Raw genomic sequence first — 18,894 nt, forward strand, 5'->3', positions numbered from 1 at the left:
CTACAAGAATTTGCGGCATCGGCGAAAGCGGAATCAACATAAGATTTGACTGCAAGTAGCCGAGTAAGACCGGGAAGGAGAAAACAGATGATTGATGAGAAGAAACTGATTGAAAGTCTAATAGCAAGTTTAAATACAGGGAAAGAATGTTTCCCTATTGACTTAATTATTGAATGCATAGAAGAACAGCCGAAAGTCGGAGAGTGGATCCCGTGCAGTGAGCGGTTGCCGAATGAGAGCGGAACATATATTGTGAATGCTATTGAAAATAGTATCGTTCATGTTACTTTTGCAAAATGGATGACGAGAATGAAAAAGTGGAATTTGTCTGGAAGTAGATCTTACTGGAAAGTATCAGCTTGGCAGCCACTTCCAGAACCGTACCAGCCGAAAGGAGAGTAAAAGTATGAAGATGAGGATGATAGATGTTATTAAAAAATCAAGTGACAGAGATGTGGCGCAGATTATAGGTGCAGTTGTGGCGATGCGCGCAGATGGACTGTCGGAAGAAGAGGCACTAAATATCGAATACAGTGAGTTACTGAGAGTATTGCAATCTGAAGTGGAAGTTGATTGTAAACCGACGAACGCTGACCGGATCCGGGCTATGACAGATGAAGAACTGGCAGAATTTCTAATGGATATATCAATGGGCATGCTATTTGATAAGAAAATTATGAACGTGAAATCTTGGCTACAGTCAGAAGTGGAGGAATAGAATGAGATTATATCAAGGCAATGCCAAGAAACTTGTAGGTAAGAAAATTGACTGTTATAGAAGAACGGGTGGATATTATCCTATGGAAATTATTGAGATAGGTGGGATTCCTCATGTAAAAGATGCCGGTGGAGTGTGTATGCCGATTCCTGAAAAGGAAGAAGATTTTAACGCCACCAATTTTGATTACGCATTTCAGGAAGTGGAGGTACAGGAAAACACAATGTATCAATCGTTAGCATATCATCAGCATGAGACTGTTCGTGAAATTCTATGTGATAAGTATGGAATCGAAGGCAATGACGTAGACGAAATGATAGATGAAATCATTTGCGGCCTGAACAATTTAAAAATATTTTAAATGGGCATTTAGGAGGGATTAAATGAATAATACAAAAATAGCTACATCATTAGATGATACACATGGATTGAGAAAACTAATATTAGACAATCCAGACCTTCCGCTTGTGATATTTGCAGGCGAAGAGAGTTGGAATGGAGAGTATAGTTATAATCTTGCACTGATTGAGAAGGTAGCAATAAAAGAACTCGCATGGTATGAAGACCTGTATATTACAAAAGATGATTTCAGAGACAAGATGTACGATGAACATGCAGATGATTTTACAATATCTGGCGTGTTGATGAAGGAAGAATTGGACGGATATGTAGACAGCATTATGAGAAGAACAGAGTTTTTGAAAGCGATAGTTGTATATGTTGGATAGGCAACTAAACGGTATCAAGGAGGAAAATAGAATATGAGATATAGGAAAAAACCAGTAATAATTGATGCATTTCAGTATGACGGAGACTTAATGGGAAGTGATGGGAAATATTATGTCCCCGATTGGGCGGTAAATGCATTCCAGGAAGGGATTATGCATTTTGGTTCATTGAAAGCAGAAGAACCTCCGACAGAATTATTCATTGAAACTCTTGAAGGAACACATCATGCAAGTATTGGAGATTATATTATTCGAGGAGTTAACGGCGAGATATATCCATGTAAGCCTGATATTTTTGAAAAGACATATGAGATCGTAAATGAATAAACGGGTATTTAGAACAGGAGGAATAAGATGGCAGCAGGAAGATGTAAAGCGGCTTACCGCACGGATGAGTGGCATGGGTATGGATGCAGCATAACAGAAGGAGCATGCATGTTTTTGATCCCGGATAGTAAGGCTTGTGCAGAGCGGTATGGAGAGGGGCCAGATGCAGGAGAAACGGATGAAAGTGAGGAATCAGATGGACAATAGATTTTTGTACAGAGCTAAGAGAAAAGATAATGGCGAATGGGTGGAAGGATATGTGTTTGATGACGGTTTTGAAAACGGAAGAATTTTTATTGGGGGACTGGTAATTGAAAAATATCAAGGATTCGCATGTGATGAATGGAATATTGCAGGGAAAGATTTTGCAGAAGTCGATCGGTTTACTATCTGCAGACATGTTCCGCAAAGATGTTATTTAGACGAAAAACAGATATGGGAAGACGATATTGTAACAAATGGCAGATATGTAGGAATTGTTGAGTACGGACCGTATGAAACTACACATTTAGGGTTTTATATCCAGTGGATGAATGCAGATGAAGAATTAAGAAAAGACTTTTTGTATTGGTTTCCAAAGATCAAAGTAATCGGAAATATTTACGACAATCAGGAGATGTTGAGGATGCGAAAGAATGAGAAAGTAGTATTTCTAATGGATAAGCCGGAGTCGTGCGAGGATTGTGAAATATATGAAACGTGCAGGAAACGATGGAATCCGTGCCCGCTTAAGAGAATACCGGAGAAAATGAGAGTTGATGAGTTGGATGCTATTGATAATCCGAAAGGATACGATTTCGGATATTTCGATGGATGGAATGGTTATTTATTGGCAATGATTGGAGAGGAGGAATAGAATGATTGAAATAAAGGATGATGATTTACCGATAGAAGTAGCGAAAAAGATTATATTTGCCAAAAAGAAAACGCAAACATTGATAGAACGAGAAGTAGAGGCAGATATGTTCGATATAGACGACCTAGAGGAGATTGCGATGCATATTATGGCATACTGCAAGTGTCACAATGATTAAAAAGGAGAGGCCATGGAAAGATTAACTGGGAGATATAAAGAAATGGTATATTATGCAAGATGCTACGATGGCACGTGTAATGATTACTGCCACAACGAAACGTTCAAATGCGAAGAAGATGCGCTTAACCGACTGGCAGAATATGAGGATACCGAAATCACTCCGGAACAAATATTACAATTAGATAAATTATATTCAGAAAAATGCAGAGAATTAGCCGAGTATAAGAGACGGTTACAGAAAGAGTGGATTCCGTGCAGTGAGAGAATTCCAGAAGAAGGAAAGACGGTTTTGGTATGGTTTGAATATTTTAGATACGGAAATTACAACAAACCGTTCCAGACTTGGGGAATTAGTTATACTATCGACGAAACGTGGTCCGGATTCGTCAATGGACAAAGTGGTTGGAAAGATTTAAAAATATTAGCTTGGATGCCGCTCCCGGAACCGTTCAAAGAAACAATACGAGATTGTAAAGATAGTAAAAGGCTAGCAGAGCGTGAAAAATTTTTTAGAGACTAAAATAGGAGAGATATATGAGAAAGATAGTATACATATGCGACAGATGCAAAAAAGAAGTAAGTTCGGACATATATACACTTACCATAAATGGACAAACGATAAATGAAATATTTACAAGCACTAAAGTAATGTTGAGCAATATAGGGAATAAACCGGTTAATCTATGCACGAAATGCAAAATGGAGCTAGAAGAATTCATAAAAAATAATAAGATAAAACAAGAAGACCAAGAGACATATGATGACACAATGAAAAGAATGAAAAACATGGGAATAGATAATAAACAAGAAGCAATTATATATCTTTCAAAAGAAATCGAATATTACAGAGGGAAATTAGAAAAGATAGAATGCGATAAAAAGTAAGCAAATGGCAGCAGTAAACATGTGCGACATCGCACAAAAATGGGTGAGTGTACTTTGAAAACAAAAAAACAAGCAGTAGAACCAAAGTCTTGGCGGACATTCTACTGCTCATTCACCTAAGACCATAATAGCATAGTGGTTCTTAGGATGCAAGGAGGATTATTATGCAGACGATGAAAGAAATGGTAAGAGACAATATTTTAATCGCAATGAAACCGTACTTAGATAAGATGTCGATGGACATGCTTAATCAGGCAATTGTAAAAGCCCTATTCCCGGTCGATGTAGTAGAGTCTCAGACGCTTCCGGCGACACAGGACAATACGAACGAATATATTTTCAAAATGTACATGGCAAAGAAAGCGCCAAAAATGAGCAAAGATACAAATGCTTATTATTTGAGTTCTATAAAACACCTGATCACATTTACGGGAAAGAGCCTGGTCAATATCAATGACATGGACATCGAGTATTACCTACAGTGGTATCGAAGCGTAGGATTCCGCGGAAATGGAAACCAAGAAGCGACGGTAAACAACGAGCGAAGAAATATTTCTGCATTCTTTACGTGGATGCGTAAAACACGAATTGTCACTGAGAACCCGGTAGAGGCTGTAGAAAAGTATCAGGAGATTGAGAAGCCAATTGATTATTTGCGAGATTGGGAGATGGAAGCGCTGCGAGATGCCTGCAAACGGCAGCAGGATGACAAGGTTAAGAATATGCAAGCATACCGGGAAGCATTAAGGGACCGTGCGCTATTGGAATTCCTGAGAAGCACAGCGATTCGAGTAGGGGAATGTGTAACAATTGATCAGAAAAATATTGATTGGAACAAAGGAGAAGTGTTGGTATACGGACACAAGACTAGAAGATATCGAAAGGCCTGCATCGATGAGATAGCAAAATTTCACTTAAAGAAATACCTGGACAGCAGGACAGATGATAATCCGGCCTTATTTGTATCATTAAAATCTCCTCACCGACGGATGCAGAAGACCAGCATCGAGTATGTAATTCGAGCAATCGCAGACCGCTCTATCTTAGAACGGAGAGTATATCCACATCTTCTCAGGAAGACCACAGCAACTAACATGGCCAAGAAAGGATGCCCGAGAGAGTTGGTGGCATTCTACATAGGACACAAAGACGGAAACACAAAAACGTTAAACAAACATTACGCTGCAACGGATCCGGCGCAGATTACCGCGGCGTTCTGGCAGTATGGAGCGGCAGCATAGAAAGGATAAAAGTGAAAGAACAAAGAAATAGAAAGCAAGTAAAAATTGATGAAATGGGACATCACGATGCAATGGAAAGAAAAAGACCCAGCGAGAAAGCAAGGGAGAGATTCAAAGCGAAGCCATACAATATAGGGGAAAGAATGGGGAGTGATAAGAATGCCGGACGAAAGGCCGATCAGTGAGAAGAAGTACGGAATCAATAAGCACAGATTCCTGGAACTTAAATATCATTGCCTGCAGTATCCAGAGTGGAGAAGGGAATTAGCCGGAATCACAGACACAGTCAGATCAATAGAATATGGGAAAGAAGGAAAAGGAAGTCCGAGTCAGGGGAGTGCTACAGAACGATTGGCAATTCGAAGAGCAGAGCTGGAAGATAAGTGCAAAGTAATTGAACAGACAGCGATAGAAGCAGACTCGGAAATATACCAATGGATACTGGAAGGGGTTACAACAGATTATGCTACATATAGATATCTAAGAGATGCGAAGAAAATGCCATGCGGAAAGAATATGTATTACGAAAGAAGGAGAAGGTTCTACTGGCTATTATCAAAAAAAATATAATAAGAGAGGGACTCACAGGACAACTTTATGTGCTATTATGATACCATCGGAGAAAAAGGAAAGAGGGCAGCAGTCAACATGACCGCTGCTTTTTTCTATGCCGAGAAAGATGGTGATACGCATTGTTCACTGAGGAACAACAAAAGACTGGGGAATGGGTGCGAGAAATATCGGCGAAATCATATCGAGGGTGGAAAGCGTTCTACCACACAACAAGGTGGAAACATAAGCGAAAGGATATACTGAAGCGCGATCATAATGCTTGCCAGATGTGCAGACAGAAAGGAAAGTTCAGACGAGCCACGACAGTACATCACTTAAAACATCTAAGAGATGTACCAGAGCTTGCGCTAACAGACAGCAATCTGATTAGCTTATGTAGCGAGTGCCACGAAATAGTTCACCCGGAGAAACATAAGAGAAAAAAAGGATATGAAAACATGGAGAGATGGTAATACCCCCGGTCAAAAATTTTGAAAAACTCCTGGACCACAGGAGACCGGCGTCCATCCCATCCTAGCGAGTTTTTTGGTTGTTACGCGCGAAAAGCAATTGATATACCGAAAGAAGGTGACAGATTGGCCAAGAAAAAACGCGAAACTATAAGAAAAGAAATTCAAAATTCATTAAAAAAACAGCTACAAGCGAAAGGCGCTGACATTGATCTATTCAACGATCAGATACAAGATTATATGATGTTATGGGATTTAAAGGAACAGCTAAAAGATGACATCATAGAAAATGGATTAAGATTAAAATATTCAACTGCGAATGGAGGAAAAGTGGAAAAGGATAATCCTTCGGTGAAGCAGCTGCCACTGATCAACAAACAAATGCTGATGCTTCTGAAACAACTGGATATTTCGACTGATAAAGTAATCAAGGATGGCGGTGATGAAAGTGACGAACTATGAGCCAAACATTGATGAGTGGATCTATCTGATTAAGGGGAATCACATCGAACACTGCAAGGAACAGGAACTTGCACTTGATAATAACATCATACCAGTCTTAGAACGAAAAGACGTATATGTGGACGCGGAACGAATTGCAAAAGGCCTAAGCCTGCAAAAATATTTTCCGTATTCGCTATTGCCATGGGAAAAATATCAGTTTGCTATCATCGCAGGAGTATTCCTGCGTGAACCCGGAATGGAAGACGATATATATTTTCATGAAATCCGGGATATTATAGGGAGAGGGGCAGGGAAGAATGGATTCATTGACTTCCTGGCATTTTATTTTATCTCTCCATTCCATGGGGTGAAAGGATACAATGTGGACCTGATTGCAAATGGAGAAGAACAGGCGGCTACTTCAATCGTGGACGTTGGAGATTTGATCAGATATCCAGTAGACCCCAAATACGAAAAAGCATTAAACGCAAATTTTAAAGCATACGGAGAGAAAGTGGTTGGAAAGAAGATGAATGCCACTTTCCGGCTGAACACTTCCAGTACGAAGAATAAGGACTCCAAGAGGACGGGATGCGTGATCTATGATGAGAAACATCAATACCGGGATACCAGAAACATGAATACATTGCAGTCCGGCCTTGGAAAGATGAAATGGTCAAGAGAAATCACAATCACGACAGACGGACATGAGAGGGGCGGCGTGCTGGATGATGAAAAGGAGCAAAATACAGTTATTTTAAAAGAATACAACCCAGACAATCGGGTATTCGTAAACTGGTTTCGAATTGAAGAAGAGGAAGAATGGAAAGATATAAACAAAATCGTGAAGGCGAATCCATCATTGGCGGATCCGTCTTTTTCTACATTACGGCAGAGAATACAGCAGGAAATTGTAAAAATGCCGTACACACCAGAGTATTATCAAGAGTTCATGGCAAAAAGATGTGACTATCCAATTTCGGATCCACAGATGGCGGTAGCTAAATGGGAAGATATCGTAGAGTGCACGAAAGAGCCAGCATTTGAATTGACAACAAACATGGCATGCGTAGGAGGCGTGGACTATACGAAGACAAATGATTTTTGTGGATGCATCTTAACATTTCGAAAAGGAAAAGAGTATGTGATTCTACATCATTCATTCATTTGCGCAAAGTCGAAAGACTTACCAAACATCCATGCGCCGATTCAAAAATGGGTTAAAGAGGGAATATGTACAATCATTGACGATGTGGAGATTCCGCCGGAAGTACCAGTGCAATGGTTTAAAGAAAAAGCCATGCAATACAATATCATGATGATTGGAATTGATTATTTCCGCTATACGTGGCTTAACAAGGCGTTTAAAGAAATCATGGGATTTGATGCATTTGATAAGGACAATAAGAAAATATATATGGTGCGCAATTCGGATATAGCGAAAGCAAGCCCGATTATCAACAGTGCATTTCTGCAGCATGCAATATCAGGATGGGACAGGATGATGTGCTGGTATACGAATAACAGCAAGAAAATCATTAACAACAGGGGGAATACAGCGTTCGGAAAAATTGAACCAAAGCTAAGAAAAACAGATGGATTCATGGCATGGGTAGCGTCTATGTGCTGCCTGGATGCATTGCCGGAAGAGCATGCATTTCCGAACATTGATTTAAGCGCAGTAACATATTGAGGTGAAAAAGAATGTCGACAATTACAGATTTTTGGAAATTCATACAGGGAAAGTTAAGAGGCGGAAAATCCATTGAAGTGACATCAAAAGATATCACAGAGTTTATAGACAGAGAAGAATGGAACAGGTTAGCACTGTATGAGTTTGCATTGCATTCCGGGATCAACATCATTGCAAATGCATTATCTGCCTGCGAGGTAAGAACATTTAAAAATTGGGAAGAAGTATACAATAATCAGCATTATTTATGGAACTATGAGCCGAATATGAATATGAATGCCTCGCAGTTTAAACAGAAACTTGTGTGGTCGCTGATCTATAAAAATGAATGCCTGATTATACAGACGAGAAAAGGAGATTTCTTAATTGCTGATAGTTATGAGCATGAGCAATACGCATTATACCAAGATACGTTTCGTAATGTAACGGTTGGAATGGACAATGGAAATGGGATATCCAGACCATATACATTTCAGAAATCTTTCAAGATGGAAGATGTGTTGTATTACCGATTATCAAACAGGAATATCACAGCGTTAATGAACCAGTTAATGGATGATTATGAAAGGCTGCTGGAATCAGCGGTTCAGAAGTTCTACAAATCAGGCGGAGAACGGGGAACTGTGACTATTGATGCAAATGCCTCTACGGCGACGTATGGAGTAAAAGAAGATGGAACTCCGAGATCATTTAACGATGTTTACAGAGATTTATTGAACAACCAGTTCAAAGAATATTTTAAATCACCGAATGCGGTTCTTCCTCTATTCAAAGGATTTGATTACCAGACAAAAGGGGGAGAGACTTCGAAAAAATCAACATCGGAAATCAAGGATGTAACAGACATTACGGACGAAATCTACGAACGTGTGGCAAATGCGCTGCAGATTCCTCCGGCACTTTTGAAGGGAGATGTGGCAGATGTAACAGCGTTAACAAAAAATTTGATTACATTTGCAATTGATCCGATTGCAAAAATGATCGAGACAGAAAATAACCGAAAATTATACCGGGAAGAAGTATTAAATGGAAATTATCAAATGATTGATACCTCAAGAATTGTACATATGACGGCAGCAGAACTGGCAACTGCATCTGACAAAATGATTTCATGCGGAGGATGGAACATTGATGATATCAGAAGGAAAGCTGGAGATGCGCCGCTTAATACAGAGTGGTCGAAGAAACATTTCTTAACAAAAAATTACGAGGAGTTAAATGATCTTGAAAACGATAAGGTCGATACGCCGAATGGCGATGACATAAAAAACAATGAAGGAGGAAAAGATGTTGCAACATAAAACAAAATACCGCTTCGAACAGCTGGCAAACGGATCAGCGGTAGTGCACAAGCTCTACATCTACGACGAAGTGCGGGCACAGGGCGAATTTGACTGGAATACATGGGATTATAAAGAATCTGAAACATCAGCAAAATATTTCCGAGACCAGTTGGACGCTATCCCAGGCGGTGAAACGATTGAGCTACATGTAAACAGCGTCGGAGGAGAAGTTGGAGAAGGAGTTGCGATCTACAACCTGTTAAGGCAGAAAGCGGAAGCTGGCAGCAAATTGGTTGGATATGTAGATGGAATGGCTTATAGCGTTGCAATGAATATCATCATGGCTTGTGACGAAATCCATATGGGACTTGGAACATCAATGTTCCTGCATAATCCATGGACAAGAACACAAGGAAATGCAGATCAGCTCAGGTCAGTGGCAGATCAGCTGGACGCACTTACGGATGCTTCTGTTCAATTATACATGAACAGATCGAAAAATCTGTCCGAGGAAGAACTTCGACAAATGATGAAGAAGGAAACAATGCTGGCGCCAGATACATGCCTGGAATATGGATTTTGCGATTTTGTAGGAGAGAAAAAGCCGGATGATCCAGAACCGGGAGAACCAAAGCCAGGAAATCAGGAGCCAGATGATCCAGATGATCCAGAACCGGACGATCCAGAAGACAAGGTGCAGCAGCTTAAAAAGCTGCTTTTCCAGGAACAGCAGATCAATCAGATGCTGAGAGGAATCAATAAACCGTCAATGAAGGATACTTTTTCAAGGGCATTGCAACAGTTAACCACAAAAAATGATTAAAAAAGGAGAAGAAAGAAAATGGCATTAAAGAACAACGATTTAGTAAATCAGGAATCAAAGAAATTCATGGAAAAAATGATGGCTGCCCTGCAGGAAAATGATGCAGAAGGAGCAGCTAAGGTAATGCAGGAAATGCAGGACAACATCTGCCAGATCATCGAGCAGGAATTTGAACAGTACAAAGGCGTCGGAGACATGGATGTCCTGCAGAGCCGCGGATTACGGAGATTGACCTCTGAGGAAACCGATTGGTACCAGAAATTTATCGGAGCTGTTAAGACCGGTGCAAAACAGGAAATCACGAATCTGACCGCAGCAATGCCGGTGACAGTAATTGACCGCGTGATTGAGGATATGAAAAAGAACCATCCACTGCTGAATGAAATCAATATTCAGGATGCGGCAGGGGCACAGAAACTTGTTATGAATGGTGTACAGATGGCTTCCAAACTTGGAGGATGGGGCAAGATTACTGGTGCGATTTCCGAAGAGTTAAAAGGAGAGATTAAGACGATTGATGTAACAGTGGCTAAGTATACAGCTTATTTCATCATTCCGAAAGATTTTGTGAAGTTCAATTTCACATTCGCACCAATGTGGGTAGATCAGTATATCCGCATCATTCTGTCGGAGTCCATTGCGTTTGGGCTGGAAAAAACAATTATCTCAGGCAACGGGTCAGATCAGTTTGTTGGAATGATCATGGATACAAGCTCAACGAATGAAGGAAGATACTCTGCAAAAGTAGCGAAAGCAATTTCAAACTTCGATGAAGATTATGCAGGGGTCATAGCAACGCTGGCAAAAGATGCAAACGGAGATGACAGATTAGTACCAGAAGTTCTGTTAGTAGTTAATCCGCAGGATTACATTAAAAAGATTCGAAGAATCCAGAACACATTGGTATATGGAACAGGGGCAATCGACCTGATTAACAATACATATCCGACAAAGGTAGTACAGTCATCGATGATTGATGAAGGAAAAGCAGCAGCCGGTATTGCAAGAAACTACTTTGCGGCAATCAACGGCGGAACATCTGGAATCATTGAATTTGATGATTCAAACCAGTTCCTGGAAGACAACCGGGTATATACCACGCGCGTATACGGAAACGGAAGGCCAATCGATAATACATCCTTTGCATACCTTGATATCTCCGCTGTGGAAGCTCCGGCACTTCCAGTGTTGATCAAAGGCGGCACAGTAACAACAAAGACTGCATCATAGAGGAATTGTAAATGAAGATAACTGACGAAATCTATAAAATGATTTTGGACGATCTGCATATTACATACGATACCGATACGTCTACGGAACGTAGGATCAAAAATGAAATCCTGGCCGGAATCGAATATATTCAGACATATTGCGATCCGGCTGCGGATTGCATGCCAGGAACCAGCAGTGCACGACTTCTTTGTGATTATGTACTGCGAGCAGAATCAGGGGATGTGGAGACTTTCAAATCTGATTTCGCTGAGGAAATTACGGGAATGAAAATCGGATACGATGCAAAGACGTATGCGGAGGCGATGGGATACATTGATCAAAAAGAAGAATAGCAGACATCAGACATACCAGGATGGATGGGGGACCGCATGGAAAACGGTAGACAGAAAGCTGGTATCGGTGAGACAGCAGACGATACATTTCCAGGAGCAGACCGTTGGAGAACGAAGGTATTGGGACGCTTATGTAGCTGGAACGGTAATTAACCGTGCGGTAAAAGTTCCATACAATTCGAAAATCGAGCAGGGAGATATATTCATAATCGAAGGAAAGCAGTATGAAGTTGTGCAAAAAGATCTCAAAGATGACAGACTTCCACCATCATGGATGCTATCACTAAAATCTGCACAGATTGGATACAGGGGGAGTGAAAATGGGAAGTAGTCATGTAAAAGTGGATGGGTTGGAAAATGCAGTAAAAGAAGCGCTTCTGGAAACAAAAACGCTAACAGAAAATGCACTTCACTCTGCAGTAGACAAAACCGCAAGAGAAACTGTTACAAAGATCAAAGGACAAGCCCCGGTAAAAACAGGGAAATATGCAAGAGGTTGGACATCAAAAGTAACCACGCAGGACGGAAGAGGAAGATATGGAAGAACCGTCTATAATGCTCCGAGATATATGCTGACACACCTATTGCAAAATGGACACGGAGGCCCCAGACCGGCACCAGCACACCCACATATGCCATCGGATGAGGAAACTGAAGAATTGTTCAGAAAAAATATGGAAAGCGAGATGAATAAAGGATGACCAGAGAAGAAGTGAAAACGATGTGCAGGAAGATGGAGATTCCGTTCGATGAAGACCACCCGGATCATATCACAGAAGAAAAACTGCAAAGCCTGGCACCGCCATTCATGGAGTATTTTCTTGTAGATCACCCGATTCATGCAGATGGAATAAGATATCTGGATATCAAAGACCTGACAATCCGAGTATATTCTGATACGGAAGTATCAGAAGCAGAAGAAAAGATACAGGACGTACTGGAGAGCGAAGAACTCAGATGGAGCAGATCGTCAGAATACATAGAAGAACTTCTTTTATGGGCGATCATATACAAAACGGAGGTATAAAAATGGGAAATAAATATCATTACGATGTAAAGAACTGTCATTATTGTCCGGGTGTACAAAACGAAGATGGGACAGTAACATATGACAGCGAAAAAATCAAACCGTTACGAGGGTTACAATCAATAGAAATGAACCCTGAGGGCGATGTTTCCAAGGTGAGGGCAGACGGATTAGATTATCTTGTAATCTCATCGAATAACGGATACAGCGGAACACAGAAATTCGTTCAGATCGATGATACTTTTAAAGTTGACTGTCTGAACGAGGTGGCTGATGAAAAGAGCGGAATTCAGTATGAGGATGCAGACGCATCTCCAAATCCTTTTGCATTGATGGGAGAGTTTAAAGGAGATAAGGAAGGCATTCGCTGGATCTATTACAACTGCATGGCAAGCAGACCAAAGCAGGCAGGAGAAAACAAGGACAATCAGAAAGAACCGGATACAGAGGAACTATCTATCACGGCTTCTCCATTGCCGGTTGTTATTGATGATAAAGAGATAAACATTGTCAGAGGCGGAATCACAAAAAGCATGAATCCGACAACGTATGCAGAATGGTTTAAACAGGTATGCATACCTGGAAAACAAATCACTGCAACCACATAAGAAAGGAATAGAACATGGAAAAAATAATTGAAATCGAAGAGGGCAGAAGTCTTAATTTTAAGGCTTCTGCCTTTTCTCCTATTTTGTACAACCGATTATTCCCGGGAAGGGACTATTTAAAAGACATGGAAACTCTAAACGAGGAGAATGAAAAAGAAGAAAAAACATTCGGGATGGACGATTATGAGCTGTTCGCAAGAATCGCATATCTATTTGCTTATCAGGGATTGGCGCCTTCTCCGATAACAACGGAGGAACAAAAGAAGTTCCTGGAAAAATACCCAACCGTATGGGAATGGATTGATACATTCAACACGTTTTCAATCTATGAAATTCTTCCAGAAATCATGGACCTATGGTATCAGAACGGCAAGAAGGTATCGAAAGAAAAAAACCAGCACCCCACACCACCCGGGAAATAAACACAATGACGTATCTGCTTCGATGTAAGCAGATGGGGCTGTCATTAGAAGAATTAGACTGCCTCAACTATGGGATGGTGTGGGACATGTTGACAGAAGAAGCAAACGACCATTGCGAATATGCGATTGTCGCAGGGCAGAAGGAGTTTCATGAATTCATAGGAGGATAAGCGTGGGAAAAGGAAGAATAGCTGGGATTACGGTTGAAATTGATGGATCAACCACGGGGCTAGACAAAGCCATAAAAGGCACACAATCAAATATATCAAGCGTACAGCGATCTTTGAAAGATGTAAACAGATTATTAAAAATCGACCCTTCCAATACAGAACTTCTTTCGCAAAAGCAAAAACTATTATCTCAGGCAATTCAGGAAACCAAGGAAAAGCTGGAAATTGAAAAAGAGGCGTTAAGACAAGCTGCAGAACAAGATATTCCCCCAGATAAAATGGACGCCCTGAAAAGAGAAGTGATTGCAACAACACAGGAACTAGAATCACTGGAAAAACAAGCCAGAAATTCAAGTTCCGTACTCGGGGCACAGATGCAGGAAGCTGGAAAGAAGATTTCAGAAGCCGGAGATAAAATAAAAAATGTCGGAGAAGGATTAACAAAAAATGTAACCACTCCGATTTTAGCGGCTGGGGCAGCGGCTGGAGTTGCTTGGAATCAAGTTGATGAAGGAATGGATACAGTTGTTGCAAAGACAGGAGCGACAGGCGATGCATTAAAAGAAATGCAGGATATAGCTAAGGAAATTCCACAAACCATCAACGTTGGATTCGATGAAGCAGGAGCAGCTGTTGGAGAAGTAAATACAAGATTTGGGGCAACGGGAGATAAACTAAAAGAATTATCAACTCAATTCTTGGAGTTCTCGAAATTAAACCAGGCAGATGTATCCACTTCGATAGATGTGACGCAGGCGGCGATGGAAGCATTTAACATATCCGTGGATGATGCAGGAGGATTTTTAGATACCTTAAATGCGGTTGGCCAAAGAACTGGAGCAGATGTCATACAATTAGCACAAAATATGACCACGAATGCAGCAGCATTAAAGGAAATGGGATTCAGTGCATCAGATGCAGCAAACTTCTTGGGAAATCTGGAAGTAGCCGGCATTGATTCAAGCACGGTACTAACAGGACTGAAGAAAGCATTAGCGAATGCAGCAGAAGAAGGAAAACCGATGAGCCAAGCACTAGAAGAAGTGCAGGGCGCAATGGAGAATGCAACAACATCTCAAGATGCGATGCAATATGCGATGGAATTATTCGGAACCAAAGCCGGACCGGCAATTGCAGAGGCTTGTTCGAACGGACAATTGTCTTTCGATGAGTTAGGGACGTCCATTAATGATAATTTAGGAAATATTCAAACAACGTTTGATAATACCCAGGATCCGATCGATAAATTTCAAACGACTATGAACACGATGAAAATAGTTGGCGCTGATCTGGCAACTACGTTTGGAGAAATGATCACTCCAATATTAGAAAATTTAGCATCAAAAGCGCAGGAATTGAAGGAAAAATGGGATGGATTAAGCCAGGGACAACAGGAAATGATTGTTAAGGTTGCAGGATTAGCAGCAGCAATAGGACCGGTCACAATAATGATTGGGACATTGACATCATCAATTGGAACGGTTGTATCATCAATCGGGAAACTTAAAGCATTCTTAGGAGGCCTATCCGGTGCAGCAGAGGCAGCAGGCGGAGGGTTAACATTATTCTCAAGTCCAATGCTACCAATCATTGCGGCGATTGCGGGAGTGGTGGCAGCAGGAGTGTTGTTGTATCAGAACTGGGATACCATCAAAGAAAAAGCAAGCGAAGTTGCACAGAAAGCGCAAGAAAAATGGGAAGGATTAAAGACTAGTACGCTGGAAGGATGGGAAAATCTAAAAGCTGGAGCACAAGAAAAGTGGGAAGGAGTCAAGACGTCGGTTACAGAAAAAGTAGCAAGTGCAAAAGACACAGCGGTTCAAGGATGGAACACGTTGGCATCTAATACTTCACAAGTATGGTCAAGCATCCAGGCATCTGTGCAAGCAAATGGAGGCGGAATTCGAGGAATTATCGCCACTGCAGTACAGGGCTATCAGAATATTTGGAGCATAGGATTCAACGCGATTGATTCGGTTACGGGAGGGAAACTAAGCAGTGCATTATCGACAGCACAAGAAAAACTTAGTTCGATCAAACAGGCGTTCACAGATAAGATGGATGGAGCTAAGAATACGGTGCACGATGCGATAGAAAGTATTAAATCAAAATTTAATTTCTCGTGGAAGCTGCCGGATCTAAAATTACCACACATCAGCATCAAAGGATCATTTTCATTAACACCGCCTTCGGTTCCAGAATTTGGAATCAGTTGGTATAAAAAGGCGATGGACAGCGCATATTTGCTGGATGGTGCATCGATATTCGGAAGCATGAATGGAAATCTTTTGGCTGGCGGAGAATCAGGAAAAGAAATGATCATGGGACAGGAATACCTTTTGGGCATGATCCAGGAAGCGAATGCAAAAAGCAACGCGGAAATGATGCGGACAATCGGATACATGGGAAATCAGATGATTGAAATGATGAATCGGTATTTCCCAGAATTTGCAAAACAGAAAATAGCGATACCTATGCGAGAGATGAACCGACAACTAAGAAGCGAAGGAGTCGTATATAAGTAATTTACAGAGCTGCGCGACGTCGCACAGCTCTGAATATACAGGAGTTGCTTGAAATGAGGGTAGCATATTGTAACTCAGAGGGAAAAACCTTTGAGTTTTTGAATAATAGAAAAATAAAATTCAAAGAAGCGGATTTTCACAAATATAATTACGGATATGAAAGTACAGATCTAGGAATTGGGGCAAAGATTAATCAATTCAAAAAAGAACCGTATAAAAATAAGCTGGAATTATATTTCTGCGGATCGGCAAAGAGCAGAGGGAAAAATATTGCAGAATTCCACGATGCAACAATCGTAGACATCAACAAGATGCAGACGGGAAGGCTGATATGGGGAGAATGGTATATACCATGCTATATAATAGAAGGAGACACATATCCAAGCGAAACGAAAGCAAACACAACTGTTCAGGAGGCCACAATTTTATGTCCGAGACCGTTTTGGGTGAAAGAGAAAACCTTTCAATTTTTTCCGCAAAAGCAGGAGCAGACCGTAGAAGGGCTGGATTTTCCAACGGATTTTCCTTTTGACTTTGCCACCGAAGAATTCGGAGTAGAAGTTCGAGAAGTAGATCATTTTGCAGAAAGCGATTTCTTAATGAGATTTTACGGACCATACTCTAATCCAAAGCTGACTATCAATGGATACCCATACCAGATATTCACGACGTTAGAAACGAATGAATATCTGGAAATCAACAGCAGAAAAAATTCTGTAATCAAATACATGGCAAACGGAACTACAGCAGATCTATACAATAGCAGATCTTTCGAATACAGCGTGTTTGAAAAAATTCCAAGTGGAAGGCTGGTTTTCAATTGGCCTGGAACATTTGGAATTGATATCACACTATTCCTGGAAAGGGGAGTACCGAAAAGATGGTAATCAATGTAACGGACAAAGAAGGAAGGCAGATTAAACCACTCCTTTATGCAAGTCTGGACGCGGAGTTAAACAGCGGAGACAGAGATTTTGCATTAACAATACCATTGGACGATTGGGATGATAGAATTACTGCAGGAGGAAGGATATTCATAGAAGGAACGGAAATAGGCGGGATTTTAGGGCAACAAACCATTCAGAGCGATGTAGAAGAGATATCATTTACAGGGTATACATGGCGCGGAAGAATGGAAAGAAAAATTATTGTTCCACCATCCGGACAAGACTATTACACGGTTTCCGGAGAATTGAATGCAATTTTAAAAGAGCTAATTGAACCAAGGTTCGGAGGCGTATTTTTAGTACCGGATATCAGCACAGGAGTTACTACAACTTATCAATTTGAAAGATTTGAAAACCTATTAGATGGGTGTACGAAAATGCTGAAAGAAAAAGGGCATAGATTAAAAATACGGTACAACATGGGCGAACCGAATGGTACGGGATGGGTAGAGATATCTGCAGTGCCAATTGTAGACTATTCCGATCAAATACAACTGTCACAAGACAGTAGATTAAAATTCACAATGTCCGACAAGCAGGATGGAGTAAATCATCTGATTGTTGGAGGAAAGGGAGAGATGCAGGATCGAAACATCCTACATCTATATGTTCAAAAGGATGGGACAATTGGGGAAATACGATATTTTACCGGGATTGATGAAATCGAATATTTCTACGAAAATACTTCGACTGATACAGGAGATTTGAAAAAGAAGGCAATCGAAGAATTAGAAAAAAGAATGAACAGCAAGACATTCGAAATGGACGTGGAACAGCTGGGAATTGATGTTGATATTGGAGATATCATAGGAGGAAAAGATTTCAGAACAGGGATGGAAATGAAAAAGCCGCTGGAAAATATCGTGGTAAAAATACAAAATGGAATCGTTTCTAAGAAATATAAATTGGAGGGAAGTTAATGGATCTATTAACATCTTACAAAGGGAAAGCACACCTGACAAGTATGCAGTTCCGGGCATTAATTGAAAGTATATGTGGATCAGAAAGCCGAATTGCAAACTTAGACGAAAAAATGATATTAGAATTAGCGGAAAATAATACGGTGAAAATCAGAAGCGGAATATTAATCCATCACGGAGCTGTAATGCAAGTAAAAAGAGGAACTTATGATCCGATAACATATCAGAATGGATCCCAGGGAATGAAAAGGATCGACCTGATTGTAGCAAAATACAGTAAATCCGCGGATACGAAAATTGAAGATGCCGAATGGGAAATAATACAAGGGGAAGCGAGTGATAGCGACCCAGTGGTACCGACATTCACAGAAGGTGATATGCAGGATGGAGATCTGATTGACAGATGCGCGTTTGCTGAACTACATTTCGATGGAATTAATGTTACAGAAGTAAAACAACTGGTTCCAGTAGCACGAAATACAGAAGAACTGGAAGCAGAACTTGATGAAC

Annotated in this window: 29 protein-coding genes and 1 pseudogene; all 30 read left to right on the forward strand. The window is 40.7% G+C overall.

Going from position 1 to position 18,894, the window contains the following annotated elements:
- Window positions 1–87 precede the first annotated feature (87 nt).
- Window positions 88–402 carry a DUF551 domain-containing protein gene (locus ACQRBH_RS15930; RefSeq protein ID WP_427762441.1) on the forward strand — a complete coding sequence of 105 codons (315 nt, stop codon included), beginning with the start codon at window positions 88–90 and terminating at the stop codon, window positions 400–402.
- 4 nt (window positions 403–406) lie between these two features.
- The gene (locus ACQRBH_RS15935; protein ID WP_427762442.1) at window positions 407–718 is read left to right on the forward strand and encodes a hypothetical protein; all 312 of its coding nucleotides are present in this window, start codon (window positions 407–409) and stop codon (window positions 716–718) included.
- Window position 719: 1 nt separating this feature from the next.
- A complete protein-coding gene (locus ACQRBH_RS15940) occupies window positions 720–1,079 on the forward strand; it encodes a hypothetical protein (RefSeq protein ID WP_427762443.1) in 360 nt (119 codons plus the stop codon).
- Window positions 1,080–1,101: 22 nt separating this feature from the next.
- Window positions 1,102–1,446 carry a hypothetical protein gene (locus ACQRBH_RS15945; protein ID WP_427762444.1) on the forward strand — a complete coding sequence of 115 codons (345 nt, stop codon included), beginning with the start codon at window positions 1,102–1,104 and terminating at the stop codon, window positions 1,444–1,446.
- Between the two features lie 33 nt (window positions 1,447–1,479).
- Window positions 1,480–1,773, forward strand: coding sequence for a hypothetical protein (locus tag ACQRBH_RS15950; protein ID WP_427762446.1), 294 nt, complete (start codon window positions 1,480–1,482; stop codon window positions 1,771–1,773).
- Window positions 1,774–1,800: 27 nt separating this feature from the next.
- Window positions 1,801–1,980: a hypothetical protein gene (locus tag ACQRBH_RS15955; RefSeq protein ID WP_427762447.1), complete on the forward strand. Its 180-nt coding sequence runs from the start codon at window positions 1,801–1,803 to the stop codon at window positions 1,978–1,980.
- On the forward strand, window positions 1,952–2,629 hold the full coding sequence (locus tag ACQRBH_RS15960) for a hypothetical protein (RefSeq protein ID WP_427762448.1): 678 nt from the start codon (window positions 1,952–1,954) through the stop codon (window positions 2,627–2,629). Before ACQRBH_RS15955 ends, ACQRBH_RS15960 begins: the two co-directional genes overlap by 29 nt.
- 1 nt (window position 2,630) lies before the next feature.
- A complete protein-coding gene (locus tag ACQRBH_RS15965; protein WP_427762449.1) occupies window positions 2,631–2,807 on the forward strand; it encodes a hypothetical protein in 177 nt (58 codons plus the stop codon).
- A gap of 12 nt (window positions 2,808–2,819) precedes the next feature.
- On the forward strand, window positions 2,820–3,329 hold the full coding sequence (locus ACQRBH_RS15970; RefSeq protein ID WP_427762450.1) for a DUF551 domain-containing protein: 510 nt from the start codon (window positions 2,820–2,822) through the stop codon (window positions 3,327–3,329).
- A gap of 14 nt (window positions 3,330–3,343) precedes the next feature.
- A complete protein-coding gene (locus ACQRBH_RS15975) occupies window positions 3,344–3,694 on the forward strand; it encodes a hypothetical protein (protein WP_427762452.1) in 351 nt (116 codons plus the stop codon).
- A gap of 164 nt (window positions 3,695–3,858) precedes the next feature.
- On the forward strand, window positions 3,859–4,935 hold the full coding sequence (locus ACQRBH_RS15980; protein WP_427762453.1) for a tyrosine-type recombinase/integrase: 1,077 nt from the start codon (window positions 3,859–3,861) through the stop codon (window positions 4,933–4,935).
- Window positions 4,936–4,946: 11 nt separating this feature from the next.
- Window positions 4,947–5,120, forward strand: coding sequence for a hypothetical protein (locus tag ACQRBH_RS15985; protein WP_427762455.1), 174 nt, complete (start codon window positions 4,947–4,949; stop codon window positions 5,118–5,120).
- Complete coding sequence (locus ACQRBH_RS15990) at window positions 5,095–5,505, forward strand: hypothetical protein (protein ID WP_427762457.1); 411 nt, start codon at window positions 5,095–5,097, stop codon at window positions 5,503–5,505. Before ACQRBH_RS15985 ends, ACQRBH_RS15990 begins: the two co-directional genes overlap by 26 nt.
- Window positions 5,506–5,774: 269 nt before the next feature.
- A complete protein-coding gene (locus ACQRBH_RS15995) occupies window positions 5,775–5,960 on the forward strand; it encodes an HNH endonuclease (RefSeq protein ID WP_427762458.1) in 186 nt (61 codons plus the stop codon).
- 123 nt (window positions 5,961–6,083) lie between these two features.
- Entirely contained in the window at window positions 6,084–6,419 is a 336-nt protein-coding gene (locus tag ACQRBH_RS16000) for a hypothetical protein (RefSeq protein WP_427762459.1), read from the forward strand.
- A complete protein-coding gene (locus tag ACQRBH_RS16005; RefSeq protein ID WP_427762460.1) occupies window positions 6,400–8,094 on the forward strand; it encodes a terminase TerL endonuclease subunit in 1,695 nt (564 codons plus the stop codon). Before ACQRBH_RS16000 ends, ACQRBH_RS16005 begins: the two co-directional genes overlap by 20 nt.
- Window positions 8,095–8,105: 11 nt before the next feature.
- Window positions 8,106–9,395, forward strand: a complete 1,290-nt coding sequence (locus ACQRBH_RS16010) for a phage portal protein (RefSeq protein ID WP_427762462.1) — start codon at window positions 8,106–8,108, stop codon at window positions 9,393–9,395.
- Window positions 9,382–10,200 carry a head maturation protease, ClpP-related gene (locus ACQRBH_RS16015; RefSeq protein ID WP_427762463.1) on the forward strand — a complete coding sequence of 273 codons (819 nt, stop codon included), beginning with the start codon at window positions 9,382–9,384 and terminating at the stop codon, window positions 10,198–10,200. The genes ACQRBH_RS16010 and ACQRBH_RS16015 overlap by 14 nt, the downstream gene beginning before the upstream one ends.
- Window positions 10,201–10,218: 18 nt before the next feature.
- A complete protein-coding gene (locus ACQRBH_RS16020; protein ID WP_427762464.1) occupies window positions 10,219–11,430 on the forward strand; it encodes a phage major capsid protein in 1,212 nt (403 codons plus the stop codon).
- Between the two features lie 11 nt (window positions 11,431–11,441).
- Window positions 11,442–11,765 (forward strand): hypothetical protein, encoded by a 324-nt coding sequence (locus ACQRBH_RS16025; protein ID WP_427762465.1) that lies wholly within the window; start codon window positions 11,442–11,444, stop codon window positions 11,763–11,765.
- Window positions 11,746–12,096 carry a phage head closure protein gene (locus ACQRBH_RS16030; protein ID WP_427762467.1) on the forward strand — a complete coding sequence of 117 codons (351 nt, stop codon included), beginning with the start codon at window positions 11,746–11,748 and terminating at the stop codon, window positions 12,094–12,096. The genes ACQRBH_RS16025 and ACQRBH_RS16030 overlap by 20 nt, the downstream gene beginning before the upstream one ends.
- On the forward strand, window positions 12,086–12,466 hold the full coding sequence (locus tag ACQRBH_RS16035) for an HK97 gp10 family phage protein (RefSeq protein WP_427762469.1): 381 nt from the start codon (window positions 12,086–12,088) through the stop codon (window positions 12,464–12,466). Before ACQRBH_RS16030 ends, ACQRBH_RS16035 begins: the two co-directional genes overlap by 11 nt.
- Window positions 12,463–12,792, forward strand: a complete 330-nt coding sequence (locus tag ACQRBH_RS16040; RefSeq protein WP_427762471.1) for a hypothetical protein — start codon at window positions 12,463–12,465, stop codon at window positions 12,790–12,792. Before ACQRBH_RS16035 ends, ACQRBH_RS16040 begins: the two co-directional genes overlap by 4 nt.
- Window positions 12,793–12,794: 2 nt before the next feature.
- Complete coding sequence (locus tag ACQRBH_RS16045; RefSeq protein WP_427762473.1) at window positions 12,795–13,400, forward strand: major tail protein; 606 nt, start codon at window positions 12,795–12,797, stop codon at window positions 13,398–13,400.
- A 14-nt stretch (window positions 13,401–13,414) separates the two neighbouring features.
- Complete coding sequence (locus ACQRBH_RS16050; RefSeq protein WP_427762474.1) at window positions 13,415–13,822, forward strand: hypothetical protein; 408 nt, start codon at window positions 13,415–13,417, stop codon at window positions 13,820–13,822.
- A 5-nt stretch (window positions 13,823–13,827) separates the two neighbouring features.
- A complete protein-coding gene (locus tag ACQRBH_RS16055) occupies window positions 13,828–13,992 on the forward strand; it encodes a hypothetical protein (protein WP_427762475.1) in 165 nt (54 codons plus the stop codon).
- Between the two features lie 2 nt (window positions 13,993–13,994).
- The gene (locus ACQRBH_RS16060) at window positions 13,995–16,517 is read left to right on the forward strand and encodes a phage tail tape measure protein (protein WP_427762476.1); all 2,523 of its coding nucleotides are present in this window, start codon (window positions 13,995–13,997) and stop codon (window positions 16,515–16,517) included.
- A 53-nt stretch (window positions 16,518–16,570) separates the two neighbouring features.
- Window positions 16,571–17,404, forward strand: coding sequence for a hypothetical protein (locus ACQRBH_RS16065; protein ID WP_427762477.1), 834 nt, complete (start codon window positions 16,571–16,573; stop codon window positions 17,402–17,404).
- Window positions 17,398–18,384, forward strand: a complete 987-nt coding sequence (locus ACQRBH_RS16070) for a Gp37-like protein (protein ID WP_427762479.1) — start codon at window positions 17,398–17,400, stop codon at window positions 18,382–18,384. The genes ACQRBH_RS16065 and ACQRBH_RS16070 overlap by 7 nt, the downstream gene beginning before the upstream one ends.
- Window positions 18,384–18,894 (forward strand): annotated as a pseudogene (locus ACQRBH_RS16075) (hypothetical protein); the annotation flags it as partial. The gene ACQRBH_RS16070 and the pseudogene ACQRBH_RS16075, both read left to right, overlap by 1 nt.

Source organism: Bariatricus sp. SGI.161, from assembly GCF_050313695.1.
Taxonomy (GTDB): domain Bacteria; phylum Bacillota; class Clostridia; order Lachnospirales; family Lachnospiraceae; genus JAFBIX01.